Origin of the sequence: Thalassospira sp. (assembly GCF_048059015.1) — a bacterium.
Classification (GTDB): Bacteria; Pseudomonadota; Alphaproteobacteria; order Rhodospirillales; family Thalassospiraceae; genus Thalassospira.
Genome location: NZ_JBLLNT010000024.1, coordinates 1 through 25834, shown reverse-complemented (window position 1 = coordinate 25834; position 25834 = coordinate 1). Strand labels below are relative to the sequence as shown.

General features: G+C 53.9%; 18 protein-coding genes and 1 pseudogene. 15 read left to right on the top strand and 4 right to left on the bottom strand.

Going from position 1 to position 25834, the window contains the following annotated elements; all coding sequences use genetic code 11:
- Nucleotides 1-50 precede the first annotated feature (50 nt).
- The gene (locus ACMZ66_RS21985) at nucleotides 51-1478 is read left to right on the top strand and encodes a diguanylate cyclase (protein WP_416940665.1); all 1428 of its coding nucleotides are present in this window, start codon (nucleotides 51-53) and stop codon (nucleotides 1476-1478) included.
- A gap of 9 nt (nucleotides 1479-1487) precedes the next feature.
- Here the strand turns inward: ACMZ66_RS21985 and ubiG are convergent, their stop codons facing one another.
- The gene (gene ubiG, locus ACMZ66_RS21980; RefSeq protein WP_416940663.1) at nucleotides 1488-2252 is read right to left on the bottom strand and encodes a bifunctional 2-polyprenyl-6-hydroxyphenol methylase/3-demethylubiquinol 3-O-methyltransferase UbiG; all 765 of its coding nucleotides are present in this window, start codon (nucleotides 2250-2252) and stop codon (nucleotides 1488-1490) included.
- A 425-nt stretch (nucleotides 2253-2677) separates the two neighbouring features.
- Here ubiG and ACMZ66_RS21975 point away from each other — a divergent pair, with 425 nt between their 5' ends.
- The 11 genes from ACMZ66_RS21975 (at nucleotide 2678) to ACMZ66_RS21925 (ending at nucleotide 17718) form a co-directional block, all read left to right on the top strand.
- Nucleotides 2678-3898, top strand: coding sequence for an aspartate kinase (locus ACMZ66_RS21975; protein WP_416940661.1), 1221 nt, complete (start codon nucleotides 2678-2680; stop codon nucleotides 3896-3898).
- A 152-nt stretch (nucleotides 3899-4050) separates the two neighbouring features.
- A complete protein-coding gene (locus tag ACMZ66_RS21970) occupies nucleotides 4051-5079 on the top strand; it encodes an NAD(P)H-dependent flavin oxidoreductase (RefSeq protein WP_416940659.1) in 1029 nt (342 codons plus the stop codon).
- 5 nt (nucleotides 5080-5084) lie between these two features.
- Nucleotides 5085-7367: a phosphoenolpyruvate--protein phosphotransferase gene (ptsP, locus tag ACMZ66_RS21965; RefSeq protein WP_416940657.1), complete on the top strand. Its 2283-nt coding sequence runs from the start codon at nucleotides 5085-5087 to the stop codon at nucleotides 7365-7367.
- A gap of 96 nt (nucleotides 7368-7463) precedes the next feature.
- A complete protein-coding gene (locus tag ACMZ66_RS21960; protein ID WP_416940655.1) occupies nucleotides 7464-8735 on the top strand; it encodes a RodZ domain-containing protein in 1272 nt (423 codons plus the stop codon).
- A 180-nt stretch (nucleotides 8736-8915) separates the two neighbouring features.
- Nucleotides 8916-10040, top strand: a complete 1125-nt coding sequence (ispG, locus tag ACMZ66_RS21955) for a flavodoxin-dependent (E)-4-hydroxy-3-methylbut-2-enyl-diphosphate synthase (RefSeq protein WP_416940653.1) — start codon at nucleotides 8916-8918, stop codon at nucleotides 10038-10040.
- Between the two features lie 128 nt (nucleotides 10041-10168).
- Nucleotides 10169-11410, top strand: coding sequence for a histidine--tRNA ligase (gene hisS, locus ACMZ66_RS21950; protein ID WP_416940651.1), 1242 nt, complete (start codon nucleotides 10169-10171; stop codon nucleotides 11408-11410).
- A gap of 7 nt (nucleotides 11411-11417) precedes the next feature.
- Nucleotides 11418-12764 (top strand): glutamyl-tRNA reductase, encoded by a 1347-nt coding sequence (gene hemA / locus ACMZ66_RS21945; RefSeq protein ID WP_416940649.1) that lies wholly within the window; start codon nucleotides 11418-11420, stop codon nucleotides 12762-12764.
- Nucleotides 12761-13843, top strand: a complete 1083-nt coding sequence (gene prfA, locus ACMZ66_RS21940; protein ID WP_416940647.1) for a peptide chain release factor 1 — start codon at nucleotides 12761-12763, stop codon at nucleotides 13841-13843. The genes hemA and prfA overlap by 4 nt, the downstream gene beginning before the upstream one ends.
- 2 nt (nucleotides 13844-13845) lie before the next feature.
- Complete coding sequence (gene prmC, locus ACMZ66_RS21935; RefSeq protein ID WP_416940645.1) at nucleotides 13846-14784, top strand: peptide chain release factor N(5)-glutamine methyltransferase; 939 nt, start codon at nucleotides 13846-13848, stop codon at nucleotides 14782-14784.
- A 291-nt stretch (nucleotides 14785-15075) separates the two neighbouring features.
- Nucleotides 15076-15861: a DUF4167 domain-containing protein gene (locus ACMZ66_RS21930; RefSeq protein ID WP_416940643.1), complete on the top strand. Its 786-nt coding sequence runs from the start codon at nucleotides 15076-15078 to the stop codon at nucleotides 15859-15861.
- Nucleotides 15862-16122: 261 nt separating this feature from the next.
- Nucleotides 16123-17718 (top strand): type IV secretory system conjugative DNA transfer family protein, encoded by a 1596-nt coding sequence (locus ACMZ66_RS21925; RefSeq protein ID WP_416940641.1) that lies wholly within the window; start codon nucleotides 16123-16125, stop codon nucleotides 17716-17718.
- 85 nt (nucleotides 17719-17803) lie between these two features.
- Here ACMZ66_RS21925 and ACMZ66_RS21920 read toward each other — a convergent pair whose 3' ends face one another.
- Nucleotides 17804-18568 (bottom strand): MOSC domain-containing protein, encoded by a 765-nt coding sequence (locus tag ACMZ66_RS21920; RefSeq protein ID WP_416940639.1) that lies wholly within the window; start codon nucleotides 18566-18568, stop codon nucleotides 17804-17806.
- Nucleotides 18569-18919: 351 nt separating this feature from the next.
- On the opposite strand from ACMZ66_RS21920, the gene clpB reads away from it, so the two are divergent.
- Complete coding sequence (gene clpB / locus ACMZ66_RS21915; protein ID WP_416940638.1) at nucleotides 18920-21511, top strand: ATP-dependent chaperone ClpB; 2592 nt, start codon at nucleotides 18920-18922, stop codon at nucleotides 21509-21511.
- 135 nt (nucleotides 21512-21646) lie between these two features.
- Nucleotides 21647-22447 carry a DUF4197 domain-containing protein gene (locus ACMZ66_RS21910; protein ID WP_416940636.1) on the top strand — a complete coding sequence of 267 codons (801 nt, stop codon included), beginning with the start codon at nucleotides 21647-21649 and terminating at the stop codon, nucleotides 22445-22447.
- Between the two features lie 22 nt (nucleotides 22448-22469).
- Here ACMZ66_RS21910 and ACMZ66_RS21905 read toward each other — a convergent pair whose 3' ends face one another.
- Both ACMZ66_RS21905 and ACMZ66_RS21900 read right to left on the bottom strand, forming a co-directional pair.
- Nucleotides 22470-22901 (bottom strand): ATP-binding protein, encoded by a 432-nt coding sequence (locus ACMZ66_RS21905; protein WP_416940634.1) that lies wholly within the window; start codon nucleotides 22899-22901, stop codon nucleotides 22470-22472.
- Between the two features lie 8 nt (nucleotides 22902-22909).
- Complete coding sequence (locus tag ACMZ66_RS21900) at nucleotides 22910-24730, bottom strand: AMP-dependent synthetase/ligase (RefSeq protein ID WP_416940632.1); 1821 nt, start codon at nucleotides 24728-24730, stop codon at nucleotides 22910-22912.
- Between the two features lie 466 nt (nucleotides 24731-25196).
- On the opposite strand from ACMZ66_RS21900, the pseudogene ACMZ66_RS21895 reads away from it, so the two are divergent.
- Nucleotides 25197-25834: pseudogene (locus tag ACMZ66_RS21895) on the top strand (oligoendopeptidase F); the annotation flags it as partial.

Here is a 25834-nt window from a genome sequence, read left to right as displayed (position 1 = left end):
ATTGCTCATTCGGTTAGGGCGGGGGATTGATGTGCTTGTTGGGGATTGTCTTGGCTTCGCGTACAGCAATCGTTGATTACGTGCCCTATCTGATTGGCGCGCTTGGCGTGGCGACACTGGTGTTTGTCGCGTCACTCTTTGGGATATTGACCCGTCCCGAAGGGCTTCTTGCTGTTTTGTGGCCTGCCAATGCGTTGTTGTTGGCGGCCTTTGTTCGCGTTCCAACCATGAATACGCCAATCGGCTGGTTTGCGGCCTTTGGCGGATACATGCTGGCCGATCTTATGACCGGAAGTGATCCCAACAAGGCAATGTGGCTGACATTTGCCAACATGGCCGGGGTTGCTGCTGGTTTGGTCCTTATTCGCAGGCTTGGTCCTGATGACCGGAATATGCGCAGGCCTGCAGCCATCCTTTATTTATGTCTTGTTGGCGGGGCTGCGGCGATCACATCGGGGCTGATGGGCATACTCGTTGCGATCATTGTGTTTCAGTCAAACCCTGCGATGGCATTCCTGTTCTGGACGACAACCGAGTTTGCCAATTACGTGGTTATCCTGCCCTTTGCCCTAACCGCACTTCGTTGGTCGAGCATGATGCAGGTGATGCAGGCCACCTATGACGAATTTCAGGAAAACTGGAAAGCAGCGCGGGCGGGATTACCGTTCTTTTCCTTGATTGTCAGCATGATTTTGGTTGGGGTGATCGAAGGCCCCAGTGCGATTGTTTATCCGGTTCCGGCACTTTTGTGGTGTGCGCTGAGCTACCGGCTTCATTTTGTCGCCCTTCTGATCATGTTGATGTCGATGTGGATGATGATCGAGTTGGAGCTTGATCTTCTGGCCAACCTGCCAGAAGGCGCTGATCCTTATTATGGCGTGATGTCCACGCGCATGGGGATCGCGATGCTTGCGCTTGGCCCACTGACCGTTGCGTCAACTGATCGCGCGCGTGCAGCTCTGGTCGAACGGCTTGATCATGCGGCGAACCATGATTTCCTCACAGGGGTTCTTACCCGGGGTGCCCTGATGCCATTGGGGCAGGAAATGGTTGACCATGTGGTGGCACAGAAGGGTCGACTGACCATCATGGTGATGGATCTTGATCACTTCAAAGACATCAATGACACCTATGGCCATGCGGCAGGTGATCGCATTCTGGTCGAAGTATCACGTGTCATTCAGCGGAACTTGCGCGGAAGCGACTTGTTTGCCCGTTTGGGCGGCGAAGAATTTGCCGTGCTTGTCCCGGGCATAGCACATGTCGACGCTCAAGGATTGGCGCAACGTATCCGCAAGGCTGTGGAAACTGCCAGTATTGCCGCCCCGGATGAAACGCGCATTCACACAACGGTTAGCATCGGCTTGCTGTGCCGTGATTTGGAAAAGCCCGTGTCGCTTGATGGCCTTGTCAACGAAGCCGACAAGGCGATGTATGACGCAAAACGGGCAGGCCGCAACCGGGTAGTGGAACGCTAAAGCTTTGCGTTATGCCGCGTTAGGTTTACGGGCAATGACCATGTAATTGACATCAAGGTCGCGCGGTGCCGGATACCACTTATCATTGATCGGGTTGTAAGCAACGCCGGTGATATCGGTCATTTCAAGACCTGCACCACGCAGGAAAACCGACATTTCAGACGGTTTGACAAATTTGCGCCAGTCATGCGTACCGGCAGGCAGCCAGCGCAGAATGTATTCCGCGCCGATTTTGGCCAGTGCCAGTGATTTGATCGTGCGGTTCAGCGTTGCAACAAACATCAATCCGCCCGGCTTCAAAACAGATGCACAGGCCTGCATGAAAAATTGCGGGTCATCGACATGTTCGATCACTTCCATGTTCAGAACGATGTCAAATTGCTTGCGTTCATCGGCCAGAAGTTCTGGCGTGCAGCAACGATAGTCGATCTCAAGACCGGACTGTGCCGCATGAACCTTGGCGACTTCGATGTTGTTTTCAGCCGCATCGATCGACGTCATTTTTGCGCCCATACGTGCAAGCGGTTCGGACAGAAGGCCTGCGCCACAGCCAATGTCGATGATCTCGACATCTTTAAGCGGTTCGACCTGTTCCGGATCGCGATCAAGATGGGCACAGATATTGTCACGCAGAAGCTGCAAGCGCACCGGGTTGAAGCGGTGTAGCGGCTTCATCACGCCATTCGGGTCCCACCATTTTTCGGCCATTGCGGAAAATCGTGCGATTTCCTCGGCATTGGCGGTACGACTGGTTTTGGCGGCTGCTTCCGACATGGGCGTGCTCCGAAGGCGTGAAATCATTTTGCAGTGCGTTGCCCTGTTTACGCGCGCATGCCCGGCAAGGCAATACCGAGCTGACAAACCACGTAATTTGTTCTGTGAAATGAGGGTGTCGTTGATAAGCATGAGACCATGCGCAAAGCGTATGGATCATCAGGGTTTTTGGGTAAATGCACGCGCATATTTCCGTTAATTACCATTGTCGGCTGGTTTGGAGGCAAATTTGGGCAGGAAATTTTGCCTTTGGGGTGTGATTAGGCTGCGTTGATGCTTGTTTCGCGATGATTATGGCAGTATTGATAACGCCGCCCGGATCAGGAGAAGCGCCGTAACCATGGCATGCACTCGACGTTCGGGACCGGATCACATGCCGTCACTTTCGGATAGCCGACCGACGGCGAGCTTAGCGGGGATACTTCATGGCCCGTATTGTCATGAAATTTGGCGGCACTTCGGTCGCTGATGTTGATAAGATCAAGAATGTCGCGCGTCGCGTGAAATCCGAGGTGGATGCAGGCAACCAGGTTGCTGTTGTTGTCTCTGCCATGTCTGGCAAAACCAATGAACTGGTTGGCTGGGCACAGGAAGTTTCACCGATGTATGATGCACGTGAATATGACGTCATCGTATCGTCGGGCGAGCAGGTTACCGTTGGTCTTCTTGCGATGGCCCTTCAGAGCATGGACGTGCCGGCACGTTCCTGGCTTGGTTGGCAGATTCCGATCAAGACCGATGGCGCACATGCCAAGGCACGTATCAGGGAAATCGACACCACCGAACTTGATAAGCGCATGAATGGTGGCGAAGTCGTTTGTGTTGCCGGTTTCCAGGGTATTGCACCTGATAATCGCATCACGACCCTTGGTCGTGGTGGCTCGGATACGTCGGCTGTTGCGCTTGCCGCTGCATTGAATGCAGATCGTTGCGATATCTATACCGACGTTGAAGGTGTTTACACCACCGATCCGCGTATTGTGCCCAAGGCACAGAAGATCGAAAAAATTACCTACGAAGAAATGCTGGAACTGGCTTCGCTGGGTGCGAAGGTCCTGCAGACCCGTTCAGTCGAGATGGCCATGAACCATCGCGTCCGGGTTCAGGTCCGTTCGACCTTTAGCGAAGCAGAAGGAACACTTGTTGTAGACGAGGACGAAATCGTGGAACAGGAAGTCGTCAGCGGAATTGCCTATAGCCGTGACGAAGCCAAGATCACCTTGGTGAAAGTCGCTGACAAGCCGGGTATTGCCGCTTCAATCTTCAGCCCGCTGGCTGATGCAAATATCAATGTCGACATGATCGTGCAGAACGTCTCTGAAGACGGCAAAAGCACCGACATGACCTTTACCGTTCCGCGTGGTGAATTCCAGCGTGCGCTTCAGGTGATCGAAAAGAACAAAGACAAGATTGCCTATCAGGAGCTGCTGAGCACTTCTGATGTCACCAAGGTGTCGATCATCGGTGTTGGCATGCGCTCCCACGTGGGTGTTGCACGCAAGATGTTCGAAACCCTTGCTGAGAAGGGCATCAACATTCAGGTCATCTCGACCTCGGAAATCAAGGTCAGTGTTCTGATCGCCGAGGAATATACCGAGCTTGCAGTTCGTGCCTTGCACACTGCCTACGGTCTGGATGCGGAATAATTTCAACAGTTCGATCGCTTTGATGCGATTAAGCCACTGTTAAATTACGTGTAATACTACATACTAGCTGGAACGATGTGTTTCGGCCTTTGAATTGAAATGGCAGGGAACCTATCGGGTTCCCTGCATTTCTGCATTGGGGTACAGAGAATATGAGTGATCCGAAATTTGACGCAGCACACGCGCGCCTGGAAAAGCTGTGGGCAGCGGGCAAGGAATTCCTTGGAACCGACTATGCCATCATGGCAGGGGCAATGTCGTGGGTGTCTGAGCGTCACCTTGTTTCGGCTGTCTCGAATGCGGGTGGTTTTGGCGTGATTGCCTGTGGGTCGATGACCCCGGATTTGCTGTCAGCTGAAATTGCCGCGACCAAGGAACTGACCAAGAAGCCGTTTGGCGTAAACCTGATCACCATGCATCCGATGCTTGATCAGCTGATCGAAGTTTGCCGCGAGCATAATGTAGGTCACGTTGTTCTGGCTGGTGGTCTTCCGTCATCTGCTTCGATCAAGCAGGCCAAGGAATTTGCCAAGGTTGTCTGTTTTGCCCCGGCACTGGTTCTGGCCAAGAAACTTATTCGTTCGGGTGCTGATGCGCTGGTGATTGAAGGCAGCGAAGCCGGTGGCCATATCGGTCCGGTATCGCTTACGGTGCTGGTTCAGGAAATTCTGCCGAACGTGACCGATATTCCGGTCTTCTGTGCAGGTGGTATAGGTCGTGGTGAAGCGATCACTGGTTTGCTTGAGCAAGGGGCTGCTGGTGTTCAGATCGGTACGCGTCTTGTCTGTGCTGAAGAATGCATTGCCCATCCGGACTTCAAAAAGGCCTTTATCCGTGCAAGCGCGCGTGATGCGGTCACCACCGTTCAGCTTGATGAACGCTTCCCGGTTATTCCTGTTCGTGCACTTGCCAACAAGGGCACGGACGAGTTCCTGGATACACAGCGCAAAGTGATCGAGAAGTTCCGTTCTGGCGAGCTTGATCAGGGTGCGGCACAGCTTGAAATCGAACATTTCTGGGCTGGTGCATTGCGCCGTGCTGTCATTGATGGTGACGTCGAAGGCGGATCGGTTATGGCAGGGCAGTCGGTTGGTATGGTAAAGAAAGAACAACCGGTTACCGAAATCCTTCAAGAGTTGGTCGAACAGGCCGTTCAATCCCTCGTTAAGAGAGACAGCTAAGTCAAATGAGCATTCCGTCCGCCGCAGTCACTGGTCCGCGACGCCTTTTAAAGCGCGTCCGCGACGTCATGGCTGGTCCGGGGACTGCTGAGGAACGTCTTGGCAAGATCGTGACCATCATTGCTGCCGATATGGTGGCTGAGGTGTGCTCGGTCTATGTCATGCGTGCGGGCGAAGTGCTTGAGCTGTTTGCGACATGTGGTCTGTCCAAAGAGGCAGTCCACATGACGCGCCTTCGCGTTGGCGAGGGGATTGTTGGTTTTGTCGCGGCTCATGCGCGCCCCTTGAACCTTAAAGACGCGCAAGGTCACCCGAACTTTGCCTATCGTCCGGAAACGGGCGAGGAAATCTATCACTCCATGATCGGTGTGCCGATCCTGCGCGGTGGTCGTATCATTGGTGTTCTGGCGGTGCAGAACCGGACCGAACGCCTCTATTCTGAAGACGAACAGGAAGCGCTTGAAAACGTCGCCATGGTGCTGGCCGAAATGGTCGCCGGCGGTGAGCTTGTCAGTCGTGAGGAACTTATCCCCGCTGATGGCATCGCACTTCTCCCGCTGCGTCTTGGTGGTGCGCGCCTTGCGCCTGGTATCGGCAAGGGTATTGCGGTTCTGCATGAACCACGGATCATCATTGACCGCATGGTTTCCGATGATCCGGAAGAAGAACTAACGCGTCTGCGCGAAGCGATGCACGGGCTTCAGAACCATCTTGATAAGATGCTTGAAGCCGTATCAGACATTAATGGTGTCGATGACGGTGATGATCCGGGCGATATCCTTGAAGCCTATCGCATGATCGCCCAGGATACCGGTTGGCTGAACCGCATTACCGAGGCGGTTCATACGGGCCTTACGGCCGAGGCCGCGGTGCAGAAGGTGCATGACGATACCCGTGCGCGCATGGCGCAGGTCACCGACCCGTACCTTCGTGAACGTTTGCATGATCTTGAAGATTTGGCGAACCGGTTGTTGCAGCACCTTTCGGGGCAGTACCAGTCACCGGCATTTGGCGATCTGCCAGATCATATCATTTTGGTTGCGCGCAATATCGGCCCGGCAGAGCTTCTTGATTACGATCATACGCGCCTGCGTGGTCTTGCACTTGAAGAAGGTTCGCACACGTCGCACGTCGCCATCGTTGCGCGTGCGCTTGATATCCCGGTGCTTGGCGGTGTTAAGGGCGTCCTTGATAAGGTCGAAGGTGGCGATCCACTGATTGTCGATGCCGACAACGCGCAGCTGTTTGTTCGCCCGTCCGAAGACGTCCGCGCGGTCATTGATGGCGCATTGCGTGCGCGTGCCGAACGTAAGGCGCTTTATGCGCAGATGCGTGACATGCCGGCCCGCACGATTGACGGGGCGGATGTGTCGCTTAACGTCAATGCGGGTCTTTTAATTGATGTGCCCCATGTGGTTGAAAGCGGTGCTGATGGTATCGGGCTGTATCGGACGGAAATTCCGTTCATGGTGCGCTCTGCCATGCCAGATATCACCGATCAGACCAGACTTTATGATCGCATTTTCGAACAGGCAGAAGGCCGCCCAGTCGTGTTTCGTACTCTTGATGTCGGCGGTGACAAATTGCTGCCCTATTGGGAGGATATGACAGAAGAGAACCCGGCAATGGGTTGGCGGTCGATCAGGATTACGTTGGATCGCCCGGCGGTGCTTGTGCATCAGTTGCGTGCGCTGATCCGTGCGGGTCATGATCGCGATCTTTACGTCATGTTTCCGATGATTGCCGAAGTTGCCGAGTTTGATCAGGCAAAGGCCCTGCTTGACCAGCAGCTCAAACGTGAAGCTGCTCGCGGATTTGCGCCGCGCAAGGTCGAAGTTGGTGCGATGCTTGAGGTGCCTGCATTGATTTGGCAGGCGCCGGCATTGCTTGATCGGGTCGATTTCCTCTCGGTCGGTACCAACGATCTGTTGCAGTTCATGTTTGCGGCAGATCGTGGAAATCCGCGATTGGAAGGTCGGTATGATACGCTGTCACCAAGCGTTTTTGCATTTATGCGCCAGTTGGTGACACTGTGTGATGAGCGGAATGTGCGTCTGACCATTTGTGGAGAGATGGCTGGGCGCCCGCTAGAAGCGATGGCCCTTATTGGCTTGGGAATCAAGCGTTTATCAATGGCGCCTGCCTCTGTCGGTCCTGTAAAGGAGATGGTCAGAAGCATGAGTAAGGCCGAAGTTGAACGCTATGTCCTGTCAGTAATGGATAATTCAACCAGATCACTGCGATCGCGTCTTAAGGCTTTCGCAATAGATCACGGTGTAAAACTTTAAAAACAATCGCTTTTGGTGGGGGTATCTGCTATTTTTATTGCTAGATCGTAACGTGGGGGTGCGGAGTTGGCGATCAAAAAGCGAAAGGAAGATCATTTGGACGACAATGCCCGTGGACGACTTCGGTTCAAACCATTGTCCGGGGATAAACCGTCAAATGATGTCGTGATGGACGCAGAGAATAACCAGCTTGGTGGCTATGCCGAGGTCGGGGGCCTTCTGAAGGCGACCCGTAATGGTTTGGGGCAAACGATCGAAGACGTTTGTCGCATGTTGCGTATTCGCAAAATCTATATCGAAGCCATCGAGAATAGTGATTATTCGGTTCTGCCGAATGGTCCATATGGTCTTGGCTTCGTCAAAGCTTATGCCGAACATCTTGGTTTGGATGGTGCAGAAATCGCGCGTCGCTTCCGCGAGGAAAGCAATGCGCCCGCTGTGCGCAGCGAGCTGTCCTTCCCGAAGCCAGTGCAGGAAAGCCGCGTTCCGGGGGGAGCCGTTCTTCTGATTGCTGTGATGTTGGGGCTGGGGGCTTACGGCGGTTGGTACTATCTGTCCAGCCAGGGCAAGACCATTGCCGACTTGGTGGATCCATTGCCAGAGCGTCTGGCAAGCTACTCCACCATGACGAATTCAGAATCCGAACCGCGCAATCTTGAAAATGCGGCAGAAGCACAGGCCGCAGAAGCAGAAGTTGCTGCGCCGGCACCTGTCGCCTCCGTTTCAGAACCTGTCGCACCGGTGGAAGAGACAGTAGAAGCATCTGATGCTGAAACGGCACCTGTGGCTGAGGTTGCGGAAGCTGTTGAAAGTTCGGAGCCAGTTGAAAGTGCGCCAGTCGTAACCGAAAACGCGACGGCACCACTACCTTCAGAAGAACCTGCTCCGGTCGTGGCCGAACAACCAACTGTTGAACCTGCGCCTGCGGAAGCACCTGCAGAAGTGGCTGAGGCACCAGCGGTGTCCACAGTTGAACCGCAAGCAGCGCTTTCGCCTGTGCCAGCAGTACCTGCTGCCGAAATTGCATCGGTTCCGGCTGCGCCGTTGGTCGATGATGCAGGTGGAGCACGCGTCTTTGGTGCTGTCAATGTCGACAGCCGTGTAACGATCTCAGCGGTCGAAACCAGCTGGGTTCGCATCCGTGAAGCTGATGGAACTGTCTTGCTGACACGTATGCTGACTGCAGGTGATACCTACAAAGTTCCGAATCGTGATGGTTTGAAACTTGAAGTGGGGAATGCCGGTGCACTGACCTATAGCATCGATGGTTCGGAAGCCCAGCCGGTTGGTGATTATGGTGCGGTGATTTCGGACTTCTCGCTAAATGTCGGCGATCTGACACAGGCCGAACAGCCAACCGTTCAGTAAGTTTTCCACCTCATATTTGGGTGATAAGACAGACAAGTTACAAAAGGCGATCCATTCGGGTCGCCTTTTTCGTGCCTGCCATGCAAAAACTGGCGGAAAATCTGTCAGGCAACGGTTTCTAATCCGCGCTTGATAAGCTATATACACCCCCAAGACATCTTGAACATTTTGGAACCGGAAATGAGCGTCCGCCCATATCGCGATATTGAACGCCGCCAAAGCCGCAAAATCCGTGTTGGTAATGTGGAAGTTGGTGGAGATGCGCCGATCTCGGTGCAGTCGATGACCAATACCCTGACCACCGATGTGAACGCGACAGTTGCGCAGATCCTTCGGCTGGAAGAAGCCGGTGCGGATATCGTCCGTGTCTCTTGCCCGGATCAGGAATCAACGGCAGCACTCAAAGACATCATCAAGCAGGTGAATGTCCCGATCGTTGCCGACATCCATTTCCATTACAAACGCGCAATCGAGGCCGCCGAAGCCGGGGCTGCCTGCCTGCGGATCAATCCGGGGAATATCGGATCAACCGACCGTGTGCGTGAAGTGGTCAAGGCTGCCAAGGATCACGGCTGTTCAATGCGTATTGGCGTGAATGCCGGATCGCTTGAGAAAGAACTTCTGGAACGGTATGGCGAACCATGCCCGGAAGCGATGGTCGAAAGTGCGCTTAACCACGCTAAAATTCTTGAAGATCAGGATTTCCGCGAGTTCAAAATCTCGGTCAAGGCATCTGACGTGTTCCTGGCTGTTGCGGCTTATTACGGCTTGGCCGAGGCATGCGACTATCCGCTGCATCTTGGCATCACCGAAGCCGGTGGCCTTCGCGGTGGCACGGTAAAGTCATCAATCGGCATGGGCAATCTTCTGTGGGCCGGTATTGGCGATACGCTGCGCGTGTCGCTGTCTGCCGATCCGGTCGAAGAAATCCATGTTGGCTTTGATATTCTGAAATCGCTTGGTCTTCGCACCCGTGGTGTTCAGATCATTTCCTGCCCGTCTTGCGCGCGTCAGGGCTTTAACGTGGTTGAGACCGTGGCAGAGCTTGAAAAGCGTCTTGCCCATATCTCCACCCCGATTTCGCTATCTATCATTGGCTGCATCGTCAATGGTCCGGGCGAAGCGCGAGAGACCGATATCGGTCTGACCGGTGGTGGTGGTGGAAACCACAAGATGTATATTTCCGGCCGTCCCGATCACAATATCAGCACCGAAAAGATGGTCGACCATATCGTCGAACTCGTCGAAGAACGTGCTGCCAAGATCGAAGCCGAAGAAGCAGCAAAACAGACTGCCGCCGAATAGCAAGGCAGTATTGACCAATTTTGGCTTTCCGCCACACCGGCGGAAAGCTATTTTCATGTTCACATGAATTTGCGCATGTTGATATTTCGCGCAAATATCTGGAATTCAAGTTAGATCGGAGACCCAAAGTGGCATCGCTTCAACCCGTCCGTGGTACGCACGACCTTCTGCCTGATCAGAACCGTCTGCAGGATTACATCGCGAATACTGCACGCGAAATCGGCGAGTTGTATGGCTACCATCGGATGACCACGCCGATCTTTGAATTCACCGATGTCTTTGCCCGTACCCTTGGCGACACGTCTGATGTCGTGACCAAGGAAATGTACACCTTTGAAGATCGCGGTGGTGAGCAGATCACGCTTCGTCCCGAAGGGACGGCCGGTATCGCGCGTGCCTATGTCTCGAATGGCATGCAGCAGATGTCCCCGGTCAAGGTCAGCTATTACGGCCCGATGTTCCGCTATGAACGCCCGCAAAAGGGCCGTCAGCGTCAGTTCCACCAGATCGGTGCCGAGCTTCTTGGCGTTGAACAGGTCGCCGGCGATATCGAAATCATTGGTTATGGCGCGCACATCCTCAAAGCACTTGGCCTTTGGGACAGCATCACGCTTGAGCTGAACACCCTTGGTGATCCGGAAAGCCGTGCGGCGTATCGCGATGTGCTGGTGGATTACTTCAAAGGTCACTTCGACAAACTGTCGGAAGACAGCCGCAACCGTCTTGAAAAGAACCCGCTTCGTATTCTTGATTCCAAGGATGATGGGGATCGAGAACTTGTAGCCAATGCGCCGCTGTTTGCTGAATACCTGAACGAGCATTCCAAGGAATTCTTCAAGAACCTGACCGAAGGTCTGGGTGACATCGGCATCAATTACGAACTGAACCCGCGTCTGGTTCGTGGTCTGGATTATTACTGCCACACCTGTTTCGAGTTCACCACCAACACCCTTGGTGCGCAGGGAACCGTGATGGCCGGTGGCCGTTATGATGGCCTGATTTCGACCATGGGTGGCCCGCAGACGGCTGGTGTTGGCTGGGCTGCCGGTGTTGAACGACTGGCATTGATGGTTGGTGAAGCCCCAGCTGGCGCGCGTCCGGTTGCCCTGATCCCGATGGGTGAAGCTGCCGAGGCAAAATGCCGTACCCTTGCCCAGACGCTTCGTGAAGCAGGTATCGCGGTTGAGCTTGGCTATTCCGGGAACATGAAAAAGCGCATGAAGCGTGCTGACAAGGCAAATGCCAAGATGGCCGTGATCCTTGGCGATGACGAACTTGCCAAAGGCGTTGCGCAGCTGCGTGATCTTGACAGCGGCGAGCAGCAGGAAGTTGCCCTTGAACAGCTTGCTGATGTAATCGGCAAAAAGTGAGAACGGTGTGACGGGCGCGATTTCGCATGAAGATGCCGGGGATTGGCCGCTTGATCGCCTGATGGTGATCGGCACCAATCATCGGCGCTCAAGCGAGGATACCCGCGACCGTCTGTTCATTGACGAAGCCCGTCTGCCGCAATTTTTGGCCGCGATCAAGCAGGCCCTCTTGGGGCAGGCGGTTGTCGTTTCGACCTGTAACCGGACCGAAATCCATCTGCTGGCGTCCGAGGCCGAACGCGGTCGTGAACGTCTGATCGATCTGATGTCGCTTTGGGCCGATCTGGATCGGGACCAACTGGCAAGCGAGCTTTATATTCGATCTGGCCGGGATGCGCTTCGGCACATGTTTGCAGTTGCGGCGTCCCTTGATAGCCTTGTAATTGGCGAGCCGGAAGTATTCGGGCAGGTCAAGGACGCGCATCGCATTGCGCGCAAACATGATCTGGTCGGGCGCGAGTTGGAGCTGGTCTATCAGACCGCTTACGCGATCGCCAAAAAGGTCAGAAGCCAGACCGGGATCGGACAGGGTGCCGTATCAATTGCCGCTGCGGCGCAATCTGTTGCTCGCGACTTGCATGGTGATCTGACCAATTGCACGCTTTTGCTGGCCGGTGCCGGGGATATGGGCGAGTTGATTGCCGCATCCCTTGCCGAACGCGGTATTGGCCGCATTCTGGTGACGGATCGATTGGCAGCACGTGCGCGGCTTGTTGCGCGCAGGCTTGATTGTCACTGGTCGGAAATTGATGATCTGGACCGATTGTTGGCGGAAGCCGATCTGGTTCTGACCGCAGGTGGATCAAGGCGCTATATGATCGACAAGGACCGTGCGCTGGCATCGGTCAAGCGTCGTCGGTTCCGCCCGGTTCTGATGATTGATACCGCTGTCCCCGGTGATATCGATCCGCAGGTTGATGAAATTGATGAAGTGTTCTTTTACCGGATCGAGGATCTGGAAAAGATCGCAGCCGAAGGGCGCGGCGGTCGCGAAGAAAAGGCTGATGAAGCCTGGGCGCTGATTGAGGCGGAGCTTGATGGCTTTGTCCGCGATCGTGCGCAGCGCGCAGCCGTTCCGGCAATCGCCGATCTGCGCAAGCGGTTTGAAGCCGTCCGCGAAGATGCCCTTCGTGAAAGTCATGGGGATGCGGAAAAGGCGACAAGGCTTTTGATCAATCGCCTTTTGCATACGCCGACCCAGGCCCTAAAGGATTTGGCGACGACAACCGATGGTGCGGGCACCGTTGAATGGGTCAAGGCCCAGAAATTGTTGGCGCGTTTGTTTGAACTTGATGACAAGCCGGTTGGTGGCGATAACGCCCCGACGGACCCCGAACAGGAGAATAAAGAGTGAGTTTGGACCTTGGTAAACTTGAGGGCGTAACGCGCCGGTTCGACGAGCTCAATGCGCTGCTTTCAAGTGGCGAGCTTGATGGGGATGGCTTTTCCAAGCTGTCACGCGAACATGCGGAATTGGCCCCGGTTGTGGAGGCGATTGATGCCTATAAGCGGTTGCTCAGCGATCTGAAGGAAGCCGAAGAGCTTCTGGCTGATCCGGAAAGCGACCGCGATATGCGCGAGATGGCCGAAGCCGAAAAATACGATATTCAGGAAAAGCTTCCGACGGCTGAACGCCAGATGAAGTTGATGCTGATCCCAAAGGACAGTGCAGATACCAAAAACGCCATCCTTGAAATTCGTGCCGGTACCGGTGGCGAAGAAGCCGCCCTGTTTGCAGCCGACCTTTATCGCATGTATCAGCGCTATGCGGAAAGTCGTGGCTGGAAGTTCGAACAGATGGATGCCAGCGAAAACGACCTTGGCGGGTTCAAGGAAGTTATCGTCAACGTTTCTGGTACGGATGTGTTTGCCCGCCTGAAGTTTGAAAGTGGCGTGCACCGCGTGCAACGTGTTCCGGTGACCGAAGGTGGTGGACGTATTCATACGTCGGCCGCGACCGTGGCGGTTCTGCCAGAAGCCGAAGAAGTTGATATCAAGATCGATCCGAAGGACCTGCGCATCGACACGTATCGCTCACAGGGTGCCGGTGGTCAGCACGTTAACACCACCGATAGTGCGGTGCGTATCACGCATATCCCGACCGGTGTTGTCGCGGCCAGCCAGGAAGCAAAATCGCAGCACAAGAACAAAGAAAAGGCGATGAAGATGCTGCTTTCGCGCCTGTATGATCAGGAACGTGAAAGCAAGGATAGTGCACGTGCGGCCGACCGTAAGTCGCAGGTTGGATCCGGGGATCGTTCCGAGCGTATCCGTACCTATAACTTCCCGCAGGGACGTGTATCGGATCACCGCATTAACCTGACGCTTTATCGTCTGGATGATTTCATCGCTGGCGGGCCGTCGGTTGATGAAATGATTGATGCCCTGATTGCCGAAGAACAGGCACAGAAACTGGCTGAGATCGAAGGGTAAGCATGTCTTCGAACGCTTCATCGACAACCTCATCAACAACTTCGGCAATAGGGGCATCAACATTGGGTGCCCTGATGGTCGAAGGTGTTGCTGCGCTGAATGCGGCGAATATCGAGAATGCGCGTATGGATGCGCGCATTTTGTTGGCGCGTGCAGCGGGTGTTGATGGCGGGCGAATTTCCGCTTGGCCAGAAGATGAAGTTTCTGCTGATCAGGTCGCGGTATTTCAGGACATGATTGCGCGCCGCGCAAGAAACGAGCCGGTTGGCCGTATTCTGGGTGAACGGGATTTTTGGCGCCATACGTTCAAGCTGGCACCTGATACACTTGAGCCGCGCCCGGACAGTGAAACATTGGTCGAATGGGCGATCGATTTCCTTGAAGACAATGACGCGCCGCGCATCATTGATTTCGGAACGGGGACAGGGTGCCTGTTGCTATCGGCGATTGGCGATCTTCCCGGTGCCACTGGTATCGGACTTGATATCAGTGAAGGTGCGGTTGCCTGTGCGCGCGAAAATGCAAAGTTGCTTGAGCTTGATGATCAGGTCGCGTTTCGGGTTTCTGATTGGGATAGCGCGTTAAGCGAAGCCGAACGCAAGGACGGCTTTGATCTTGTGATGTCCAATCCGCCCTATATCACGGCGGCAGAAATGGAAACGCTGTCAGCCGAGGTGCAGAAATTTGATCCGCGCCGCGCGCTGACCGATGAGGGTGATGGACTTGCAGCCTATCGGGTGCTGTCCAATGTGGCGTTTGATCTGGTGCGACCCGGTGGACTTGTGATTTTCGAAATTGGCCGTGGCCAGGAAAAAGACGTTGGTCAATTGTTGGTCGAGGCGGGCTTTGTCGGGGTCGAATATCGTGAAGACCTTGGCGGAATTGTACGCTGCGTTGCGGCAAAGAAAACGCGTTGTTCCGTGGGGCGCTGCGTTATCTGAGTTTTGCAACTGTGTGACGTAAAAAAAGCGATCCGCAGTGAAAAAAACAGTTGGAATAACAGATCAAGCCATATAGGTTGGTTTTAACGGGCCGGGTGCCCGACGCGCTTACGAAAGCGCCGTGTTCCCCTGTAAACAGTCAACAATCTCCGTTCCTTTGATGGTTCTCGGCAGGTTTGTATTGGTGCCGTTTGATCGGCGCTGTTTAGCGGGAAATATGTTTTTCAGACGGAGTGGTTCCGGGGCCGATGACGCCACCGGATTGTCCTTCAACACCAAAGTCATGTTGATATGAGAAATAACAACAATAAGCGTCCGCGCGGACGGCAACAGTCGAATAAACGTCCAGTAAATCCAAAGTTCCAGAATTTTGACAGCAATGGGCCAGATGGTCGCGTTCGCGGCAATGCCCAGCAGGTCTATGAAAAATACGTTTCGCTGGCAAAGGATTGCACCGACGATCCTGTCCTGGCTGAAAACTTCTACCAGCATGCTGAACATTACCATCGTATCCTTCAGGCGGCCCAGGAATGGGAAAACCAGCGTCGTGAAGAACGTGGCAATGACAACCGTCAACGCAACAATCGCGGCAACCGCGATGATCGTAATGATGGCCCGTCAAACCAGGATGATGACCAGAACGGTGAAAACACCGAAAATGCGGCCGTTGCGGCGCATGACGGTGGCGATACCGCGTCTGATGCGGAAAACACGGCTTCTGACGTCACCGAAGCAGCATCTGATGATGCTGGCGAGGAAAAGCCGAAACGCGCACCGCGTGCACGCCGTACTGATGGTCGTAGCACCAGTCGTGGTCGCCCACGCAAGTCTGACGATGCAGATGCAGCAGTAAGTTCTGATAGTGCACCGGTAGAAGCATCTTCTGATGATGCCCCGGCAGCAGACGCATCCGAGCAGGGCGAAGACGGCGAAAAGAAGACCCGCCGCGCTTCAAGCAGCACCACCCGGACCCGCGGTCGTCATCCGACGGCACGTCGTGGTCGCAGCCGTGCAGCTGGTCGTGACGATGAAGAAGGTGCGTCGTCCGACGAAAGTTCCGAACCGGTTTCGGCCTGATCAGAACGATATATCTCAACATGACAAACACCCTTGTAAGTCACCGACTTACAGGGGTGTTGTCGTTCTAAGACCATTTTCCAATTGATTGTATGCCTTTAACAGAATGAACCTGTATAATTATAGAGCGTAATATGTCGTGCAACCTTTGATTATTATTGATATCACTTTAGGAAAATCACAAATAAATCCGTGAGGTTACCGTTATTGGCGCAAAGCTGATCGCGCATCACGGATGGCGCGAATTCTTGGGAGTTTTTGATGGGGACAGGCTTGTTTCGTGTCGTCATGGTGCTGTTATGGGCGCTTGGCGGGATGGTTATTGCCCTTGGGCTGTTTAATGGCGACTATGAGCTGGCGCTGCTTGGCGGTGTTTGTTTCATCATCCCGATGTTCCTGCCTTTGGTCGTGATTGCGATTAATCGCATGAAGTCCTCTTCTCCGAAGAAATCAAAGAAATCCGTCAATCCGGCCCAAGCGGCAAAAATGAAGGCCGAAGGGCAGTGGGCCCAACGCGAAGATTTGACCGCGCGCAAACTTCTGGAAACCAACCCTGATCTGGTCCTTGGCCGGTGGGGCGATGACAAGCGGCTTATTGGTGCGACTGGCCTTCGCCGTGTCCTGACATTTTCGACCACACCGGATGAATATTATCGCGCATCGGCCGAGCCGAACGCATTGCTTCATACCGGGAACCTGTTCGTCTATGAGCGCTTTGGCAGCATCTATCGGGCGATCCATGATCGACGCACGAAGATGGGGCAGAAGCTGATTGTGATTGACCCCCACAAACAGACTGGCGTTGAGACCCATCAGTTCAACCCGTTTGATTTCATTCGCCACCAGGGTGAGGGGATGATTACAGATACGGGGTTGATCGCCGATACGCTTTTGGCGCCGATGTTTGTGCAGGAACTTGATGAGCAGGAAGTTCGCGTTGCGCGAACGCTTCTTCAGGGCTTTGTCGTTTATACGATCCAAAAAAGTCTTAAGGAAAACAGAAACCTCGGGGAAGTCCGCCGTAACCTGATCATGCCATCGCACAGGTTCTATAAGATATTAGAAGAACTGATGGGCATTGAATCCGCTGATGGGCGTATTTCCGAAGTCGCGCTGAATATTCTCGATATGACCGAAGATCAGCGCATGAAGATCATCGAAGCTTGCCGTATGGCAACCGCCGAGTTTGATCACCCGCAAATCCAACGTTTGCTCAGTGCCAGCACCTTCACAATTGACGACATTATGCAGGGAGGCGTTTCGATCTTTGTGATTGGCCAGTTGGGTGGCGAAACGCCGGATGTTCAGCCGTCCTTTAGTCGGGTAATGCTGGCAAGCATGATGAACCTGATCAATCAGCGTGGCTGGAAATCGGGCGACCCGGAATTCCTTGTTTTGTTGGACGGGATTGAACATGTCGGGCGTATGCCGCTGTTTGAACGCCTGCTGGGCGGCGGGTTTGGCGATGGCATGATTGTCTGGCCGGGTTTCTCGGGCGTGAGTGGTTTGATGGATGTTTGCCTGAATTGGGAAAACGTTGTTGGGCGTGTCGATGCAATCTCGGTCTTTAGCCAGGAGGGGGCCTTTAACCTTGATTGGGTATCGGGCCTTACAGCGATGTCGAGGTTTGATGATACGGGGGGCGGTGCGGATACTACGCGGCCAGTGCATTTGCGCCCGCAAGATAACCAGCCAATCCTTCGATCACCGGAAGTTGCCCGTTTCCCCAAAGACGAACAGATCCTGTTCCGTAAGGGATGTCCGCCAATCCGGGCTTATCGGATGGATTGGTATCATGATGATCTGTTTACCGGCATGGCGGTTCATGCACCAACCTTCTCGACCGATGACCGTTAAGGTGAGACAGGCCTGAATGCGAAAAATCCCTGCCAAGGCGTTATCTGCTTGGCAGGGATTTTTGATTTGGGAAGGTTAGCGGTGCTTAGGCAACAGTAATGGTGTCACCCGGCGTCAAGGTCGCATCGTCAAGCGCTTCGACATAGACGCCCATGTAAAGATGGTTCACACCCTTACGCAGCATCAGCGGCACGTTGATATCGGCAATTGCCGTGTCCGGATTGACACTGGTGGCCTTGCAGCGCGTGATCGGATGGATAACGCGGAAGGATGCATCATTGATCTTAACGATCTGGCCTTCTTCCCATTCCAGTTCTTTCCACGGATCAAGCCCGTCAATCAGAAGATTGCCGCGGAAGCGCATCGGATCGACTTCTGCCTGAACGATACGCGTACCAAAATCGCGGATCGATGCCAGGTTCAGGATCGAGATATAGGGTTCCTTCATATCCCCGAAATTGGTGTCGGGAACGGAATAGATCTTTGGCGTGCCAGCAATGTCGTTTTTAAGGAATGCCTTCAGGAAATCCTCAATCACGGTGCGGCCCATTGCGTCATCAAGCTTGCCCTTGCAGATCGAACGACCATTGCGCAGCACGGTCAGCGTGCAGGTCGCATCGTCATATTCAGTGCCAAGTTCGGCAAGCTTGGGCGTATTGACCAATTGCAGGAAGTTGCTTTTGCGGGCCCATTCATGCACCCCGTCCTGACCGACAGATGACTGGGTGGCGATTACGAACCGACGGTCATCGGTGATCATCTTATGGGCGGTGATCTGTGCGCTTGGCATATCAACGCCGCGCATGCCCTTAACCGGGTATCTTTTGATGGCTTTAAGTTCGACCGTCATGTCTTGTTTTCCTGTATGGCGCTTTGGCATGCGGGTGATTTGGGACGAATCGCATGCTGATAGGGCGACGTTAGAACGTTGTTTTGCCAAGGGCAACCCTGATGCAGGCGCATATTTCATGCTTCTGGGGTGCGAGCTGGAATAATGCCAGAAAATCGTGCTGCAGTGCACAAATAATTCTTGCAACTTTTGTAGGGGTATCTGGTTGCAAACGCGTTAGACTGAGACATATCAATGTTGTCACTGTCGAAATAATCTATAATTTTAGAATTCGGTAATGACGACAAGGCCGTGGATGCTTCCAAGAAGGTCCACATTGGTTGAATACTGTTGGCTCAAGGAGTGACAGGAATGGAATTCGAAAACTTTACGGACCGGTCAAAAGGCTTTCTGCAGTCCGCGCAATCGCTTGCGCTGCGTGAAAACCATCAACAATTTGTACCGATCCATCTTCTGAAGGTTCTGCTGGACGACGAAGAAGGTCTGGCGGCTAATCTGATCAAGGCATCGGGCGGCAAGCCGAAGCTTGCCCAGGAACGGTGCGCGCAGGAACTGGCGAAACTGCCAAAGGTATCCGGCGGCAATGGTCAGATTTATCTTTCATCAGAATTTGCACGCCTGATTGATCAGGCACAGGAAGTCTCCAAGAAGGCAGGTGACAGCTATGTCACGGCTGAACGGTTGTTGCTGACCATAGCCCTTGATCCGAAATCAACCGCGGGGAAGGTGTTGGCAGATGCGGGTGTAACTGCGCAAAGTCTGAATGGTGCGATCAATGACATTCGCAAAGGCCGTACAGCCGACAGTGCCGGTGCAGAAAACCAGTATGACGCATTGAAAAAATATGCTCGCGATCTGACCGCGGCAGCACGCGATGGCAAGCTTGATCCGGTGATTGGCCGTGACGAGGAAATTCGTCGTGCGGTACAGGTTCTGTCACGCCGGACCAAAAACAACCCGGTCATGATCGGTGAGCCCGGTGTGGGTAAAACCGCGATTGCCGAAGGTCTGGCACTGCGCATCGTTAAGGGTGATGTGCCCGAAACGCTTAAGGAAAAGAAACTCCTGTCGCTTGATCTTGGTGCGTTGATTGCCGGTGCCAAGTTCCGTGGTGAGTTTGAAGAACGCCTCAAGGCGGTGCTGAGTGAAATTGAATCTGAAGCCGGCCAAGTCATTCTGTTTATTGACGAGCTTCATACCCTTGTTGGTGCGGGCAAGGCCGAGGGATCGATGGATGCGTCGAACCTTTTGAAACCGGCATTGGCGCGCGGTGAGCTGCATTGCGTTGGTGCGACCACGCTTGATGAATATCGTCAGCATATCGAAAAGGACGCGGCACTTGCCCGGCGTTTCCAGCCGGTCTTTGTGTCCGAGCCATCGGTTGCAGATACGGTTTCGATCCTGCGTGGGATCAAGGATAAATACGAACTTCATCACGGGGTTCGTATTGCCGATACCGCCCTTGTCGCGGCGGCAACGCTTTCGAACCGTTACATCACCGATCGTTTCCTGCCCGATAAGGCAATCGATTTGATGGATGAGGCATCATCGCGTCTTCGTATGGAACTTGATTCCAAACCCGAAGAAATCGATGAGCTTGATCGTCGTATTATCCAGCTCAAGATCGAGCGCGAAGCGCTCAAGAAAGAGCAGGACAGCGCATCAAAGGATCGCCTTGGTCGTCTGGACAAGGAATTGTCGGAACTTGAAGGTAAGTCGGCCGAGCTGACGGCGAAATGGGAAGCCCAGAAAAAGGAACTGGCTGCATCAACCCATATCAAGGAGCAGCTTGATCAGGCGCGCATCGAACTTGAACGCGTGATGCGTGATGGCAAACTTGATCGCGCCGGACAGCTTCAATACGAGGAAATCCCGGCACTTCTGAGCCTGCTTGAAAAGGCGGAAAACGACCCGTCGCGCGGCATCAAGGAAGAGGCGGTTACCGAAAAGCACATCGCGTCCGTCGTGTCACGCTGGACCGGCATCCCGGTCGACAAGATGCTTGAAGGCGAACGTGAAAAGCTTCTGGAAATGGAAGACACGCTTCGTAATCGCGTTGTTGGTCAGGATGATGCTGTGCGTTCGATTTCAAACGCGGTGCGTCGTGCCCGTGCCGGGCTTCAGGACCCGAACCGTCCGATTGGATCGTTCCTGTTCCTTGGCCCGACTGGTGTTGGCAAGACCGAACTGACCAAGGCATTGGCACAGTTCCTGTTTGATGATGAACAGGCGATGGTTCGGATTGATATGTCCGAATTCATGGAAAAACATGCGGTGGCCCGCCTGATCGGTGCGCCTCCGGGCTATGTTGGCTATGAAGAAGGCGGTTCATTGACCGAGGCGGTACGTCGTCGTCCCTATCAGGTTGTGCTATTTGACGAGGTCGAAAAGGCACATCCCGATGTGTTCAACGTCCTGCTTCAGGTTCTTGATGAAGGTCGTCTGACCGACGGGCAGGGCCGGGTTGTTGATTTCCGCAATACACTGATCATTTTGACATCCAACCTGGGCGGCGAAATCCTTGCCAATCAGGAGCCGGGCCATGACAGCGGTGAAGTCCGCAAGCAGGTGATGGAAGTCGTTCGGGCATCGTTCCGTCCGGAATTCCTCAACCGTCTGGATGAGACCATCCTGTTCCATCGTTTGCAGCGCGAACAGATGGGCAAGATTGTTGATATCCAGTTGGGCCGTCTGGCGAAGCTTCTGTTTGATCGCAAGATCGACCTTGATCTTGATGAGGCGGCCAAGGATTGGCTGGCCGAAAAGGGCTATGACCCGATCTATGGTGCGCGTCCGCTCAAACGTGTGATCCAGCGTTATCTGCAGAACCCGTTGGCGATGCAGATCCTTGAAGGCGGGATCAAGGATGGTGATACCGTCCCGGTCTCAACCGCGGGCACGGACCTGTTGTTGAATGGCAAAAAGGTAGAGGTTGTTGAATAACGCCCTCTGAAATCTCACATCAAAACCCCGGTTGTTTAACCGGGGTTTTGTCTTTTTCGGGCCATGATTTTCGATCACTATCAAAGACCTGATCCAAAACGTTCTGCCAACAACCAATAACCACCGGGACATCACATGCAGACGAAATCATCCTTCTCCCTGACCAAGGCAAGCACCATTGCACTTGTTGCCGCAATGATGACGGCAAGTATCAGCCAAACAGCAACCGCACAGTCATTCTTTGACAAGGCCAAGCAGGCCTTGGGTGATGCCATGAATTCCGGTGGTAGCACGACGGGATCAGGAAGCGGGACCGGTATTTCGGCACTGTCATCCGATACGGTGGAAAAGGGTCTTAAGCAGGCGCTTGATATCGGGGTGGAGCTGGTGACCAATCAGCTGGGGGCCAAAGATGGCTTTAACGCCGATCCGGTTGCACATATCCCGTTGCCCGAGAATGTCAAAAATGCCCAGAAACTTCTCAATGCTGCGGGGCTTGGCAGTTATGCCGATGAGATCGAACTTCGCATGAACCGTGCCGCCGAGCAGACCATGAGCGATGCGGGTGACATTCTGATCAATGCGATCAGCCAGATGACGGTTTCCGATGCCAAAGGCATTCTTGATGGCCCGGATGATGCGGCGACCAGCTATCTGCGACGGGTTTCCGGAACGGATATTGAAGGACGTCTGCGCCCGGTTATCACCGATGCATTGGCGCAAACGGGTGCCTTGTCGCTTTATGATCAGATGTTGGGGCAATATGCCAAACTGCCGTTTGTCCCGGATTTGAAGGGCTCACTGACCGATCATGCGACCGCGAAGGCAATGGATGGATTGTTCCATTACATCGCCCTTCAGGAGGCAGATATTCGATCTGACCCGACGCGCTGGACGACAGATATTCTTAAACAGGTATTTTCAGTGGCAAAGTAGATGCGCAAAAAGGGGCAATGGCCTAGCGATACTCGGCAGGCAGTTCTTCCCAACGATCCCGCATATCGGCAAGGGTTTCATCAGGCACCTGATGAATGTTCTGAAACTGTCCGTGGCATTCAACGATTTGTAGTGCCACGCCAAGTTCCTTGGCCATATCGATATAGGCCTTCATTTCCCAGAACCGGGTAAAGGTATTGGAAATGATGGTGTTTTTGCCGTCTTCCAATGCATCGCGGCATCGGTCTTCGCACTTGGCGTGGGTTTGACGCAAGCGGCGGGGGTCAAAATCATAAAACCCCTGCCGATCAACCATGAACATGTCGGCCTCAAGATGGACCGCACCTGTTGCCTCGGCCAGATGTTTGGCCAAGGTCGACTTGCCTGATCCGGGAAGGCCCCGGATCAGGGTCAAGGTCACATCGGGATGTTTACCGGCTTTGGCCTTTGGCATCGCGGGGCTTACTGGCCTTTGCGTTTGCGCTGATAAAGGCCATCAAGCTGCTTGGCATAGGCCTCGCGGATTTTGTGGCGACGGATTTTCATCGAAGGCGTGAGCATTTCATTGTCGATGCTAAACGGTGCCTCGGCAAACATGAAGCTGCGCACCTTTTCAATCGTCGACAGACGTTCATTCACGCGGTCAATCGCGGTGCGGATGATCTTGCGGAACTCTTCGTTTTTCGACAGTTCCTCAATATCGTTTTTATCCGAATTTTCGCGGGCAAATTCACGCATGAAATCTTCGTCCGGCCAGACAACAGCGACCAGATACGGTTTATCATCGCCATAAACCATCGCCTGGGATATCTCGGTTTCCAGCGTCATCAGGCCTTCGATACGCTGCGGCGAGATATTGTCACCACCGGAATTGACGATGATGTCCTTCTTCCGGTCGGTGATCATGACGCTGCCTTGTTCATCGAACTTGCCGATGTCCCCGGTATGTAGCCAGCCATCGACGATGGTTGCGGCCGTCACGTCCGGCAGGTTCCAGTAGCCCTTCATCATGCTTTCACCGCGAAGCAGGATTTCGCCATCATCGGCGATTTTGACTTCGGCGCCGACCATCGGCGGGCCAACGGTGCGAAGCTTGTTGTTTTCGGCACGGTTGCACGAAACAACCGGGGCAAATTCGGTCTGGCCATAACCCTGTAGAATGCGGATGCCACAGGACACGAACAAAACACCCAGTTCATAGTTCAGCGGCCCGCCGCCCGATACCATCGCCTTGATCCGGCCACCGAAACGTTGGCGAAGCTTGCGGCGCAACAGAAGTTCGCAGGCAAGGTTCTGGAACTTCTCAACAAAGGTAAGGCTTTCGCCTTCGTAATTCTTGCGGCCAAGGCGGAGCGTCAGATCAAACAGCTTCTGCTTGATGCCGCCTTCTTTCTCGACCATGCGGCTCATGCGCTGATAAAGCATTTCATAGAGGCGCGGCACCGCCGTCATGATGGTCGGACGTACTTCCGCAAGGTTTGCTGCCAGCTTATCAAGGCTTTCGGCGTAATAGATTTGCGCACCGATACTGATCGGGAAATAAAGACCCGCAGTATGTTCATAAGAATGTGACAGCGGCAGGAATGACAGGAAGATTTCATCATCAATGCCAAGGGTGTCGATGATGTCAAACGCACCCATGCAGTTTGAAATGATCGCCCCGTGGCTGAGCATCACACCCTTGGGCGAGCCACCGGTGCCCGAGGTATAGATCAGGCAGGCAAGGTCATCACGCTTGATGCCATCGACCCAGGCATCGACATCATGCGAAAGACCACGGCCCTTGGAAATCATGTCATCCCAGCGTGAAATGGTGATGTCACCGACAAAGCTTTGGCCCCATTCTTCCATCATGATCGCATGACGGCAGCGCCCGCTATCAAGGGCAGCATGCAGGAACGGTTGGGCCAGCTTCTTGGTCGAGATGATGGCAATTGCCGCACCACTGTCTTCGATCGCGTGCAGATGGTCGCGCTCGGTATTGGTGGTGTAGGCGGGAACGGTCATGGCACCGACGCACATGATGGCAATGTCGGCAATGCCCCATTCGGTGCGGTTTTCCGAAACCAGAAGCACACGGTCACCGGGACGCACACCGATATCATAAAGTGCACGTGCAAGGGCTCGGACCTGATCGGCGGCTTCGTTCCAGGTGGTGGGGACAAATTCGTTGGTGTCGCTGTTTTTCGTCCAGAGGAACGGCGCATTGCCGTATTTTTTCGCCTGATCAAAAAACATCGAGGGCAAGTTTTGCCAGTCGGCATAATCCTGCAAGCTCGTCATGACGTTTCCTTGCCTTGTTGCTTTTCCCGCGAGTGAACAATCTTTGTGTTGTTCTGATCTGGTCCGTGTCGCCTGTTTCATTCTACTGGCGCAATGTGCGGCCGGATCGAAATAAACGAACGTTCCAAGACGATTTTGTTATCAGGGATCGCGATGTTTCGCAGCCTGAAAATGACATTTATCTTACCGTTTTATCGTCTAGCGTTTGATAATCCCTGAAATGGGATCAAATTTCCACGATCAACATCCCCATTCACGCATCTTGTGAACACATTCACCATGCTTTGCTGTTGTGAGTATGCGCAGTCGCGATATGATCTGAAAAACTGCGATATTGCGTATCGGTATTCAGGGCTGGTGATCTGATTTTGACAGGCTATATATCGGTATCGGGATTTTATGCGCAGAGCATGTCGGAACATGTTTGCGCAAGCAGGCGCGAAAGCAAGATTAGTCTGGAGGACAAATGAACGCGATCAACAAGAATTTGCCGACCTGGGATCTGACTGATCTCTATAACGATCCGAAAGACCCGAATATCCGGCGCGATCTTGATGATGCCAAAAGCCGCTCACAAGCGTTCCAGAACAACTACCAAGGCAAGCTGAACGACCTTTCGGGGGACGCGCTTGCAGGTGCGATTGCCGAATATGAAGCGATCAGCGAGATTTGCGGCAAAATCGGCTCCTTTGCTCAGCTTCTTTATGCCGGTGACAGCTCGGACGCAGCCATTGGTCAGTTTTATCAGTCCGTTCAGGAAGAAATGACCGGCATTTCCAGCCTGTCGCTGTTCTTCGGGCTTGAGATCAACCGTATCGAAGACGCCGCGTTTGACGCGAAATATGCTGAAAGCGAAGCCCTGCGTCGCTATCGCCCGTGGCTTGATGAAAACCGTGCGTTCCGCCCGCATCAGCTGTCGGATGAGGTTGAGCAAGTCCTGCATGAGCGCCGCGTTGCCGGATCGTCCGCGTGGGTCCGTCTGTTTGATCAGACCATGGCCGAGCTGCGCTTCCCGATTGATGGCGAAGACCTGACCATGTCTGATGCGGCCAATATGCTGTCATCAAACAAGGTTGATGACCGTAAAAAGGCTGCCAAGTCGAT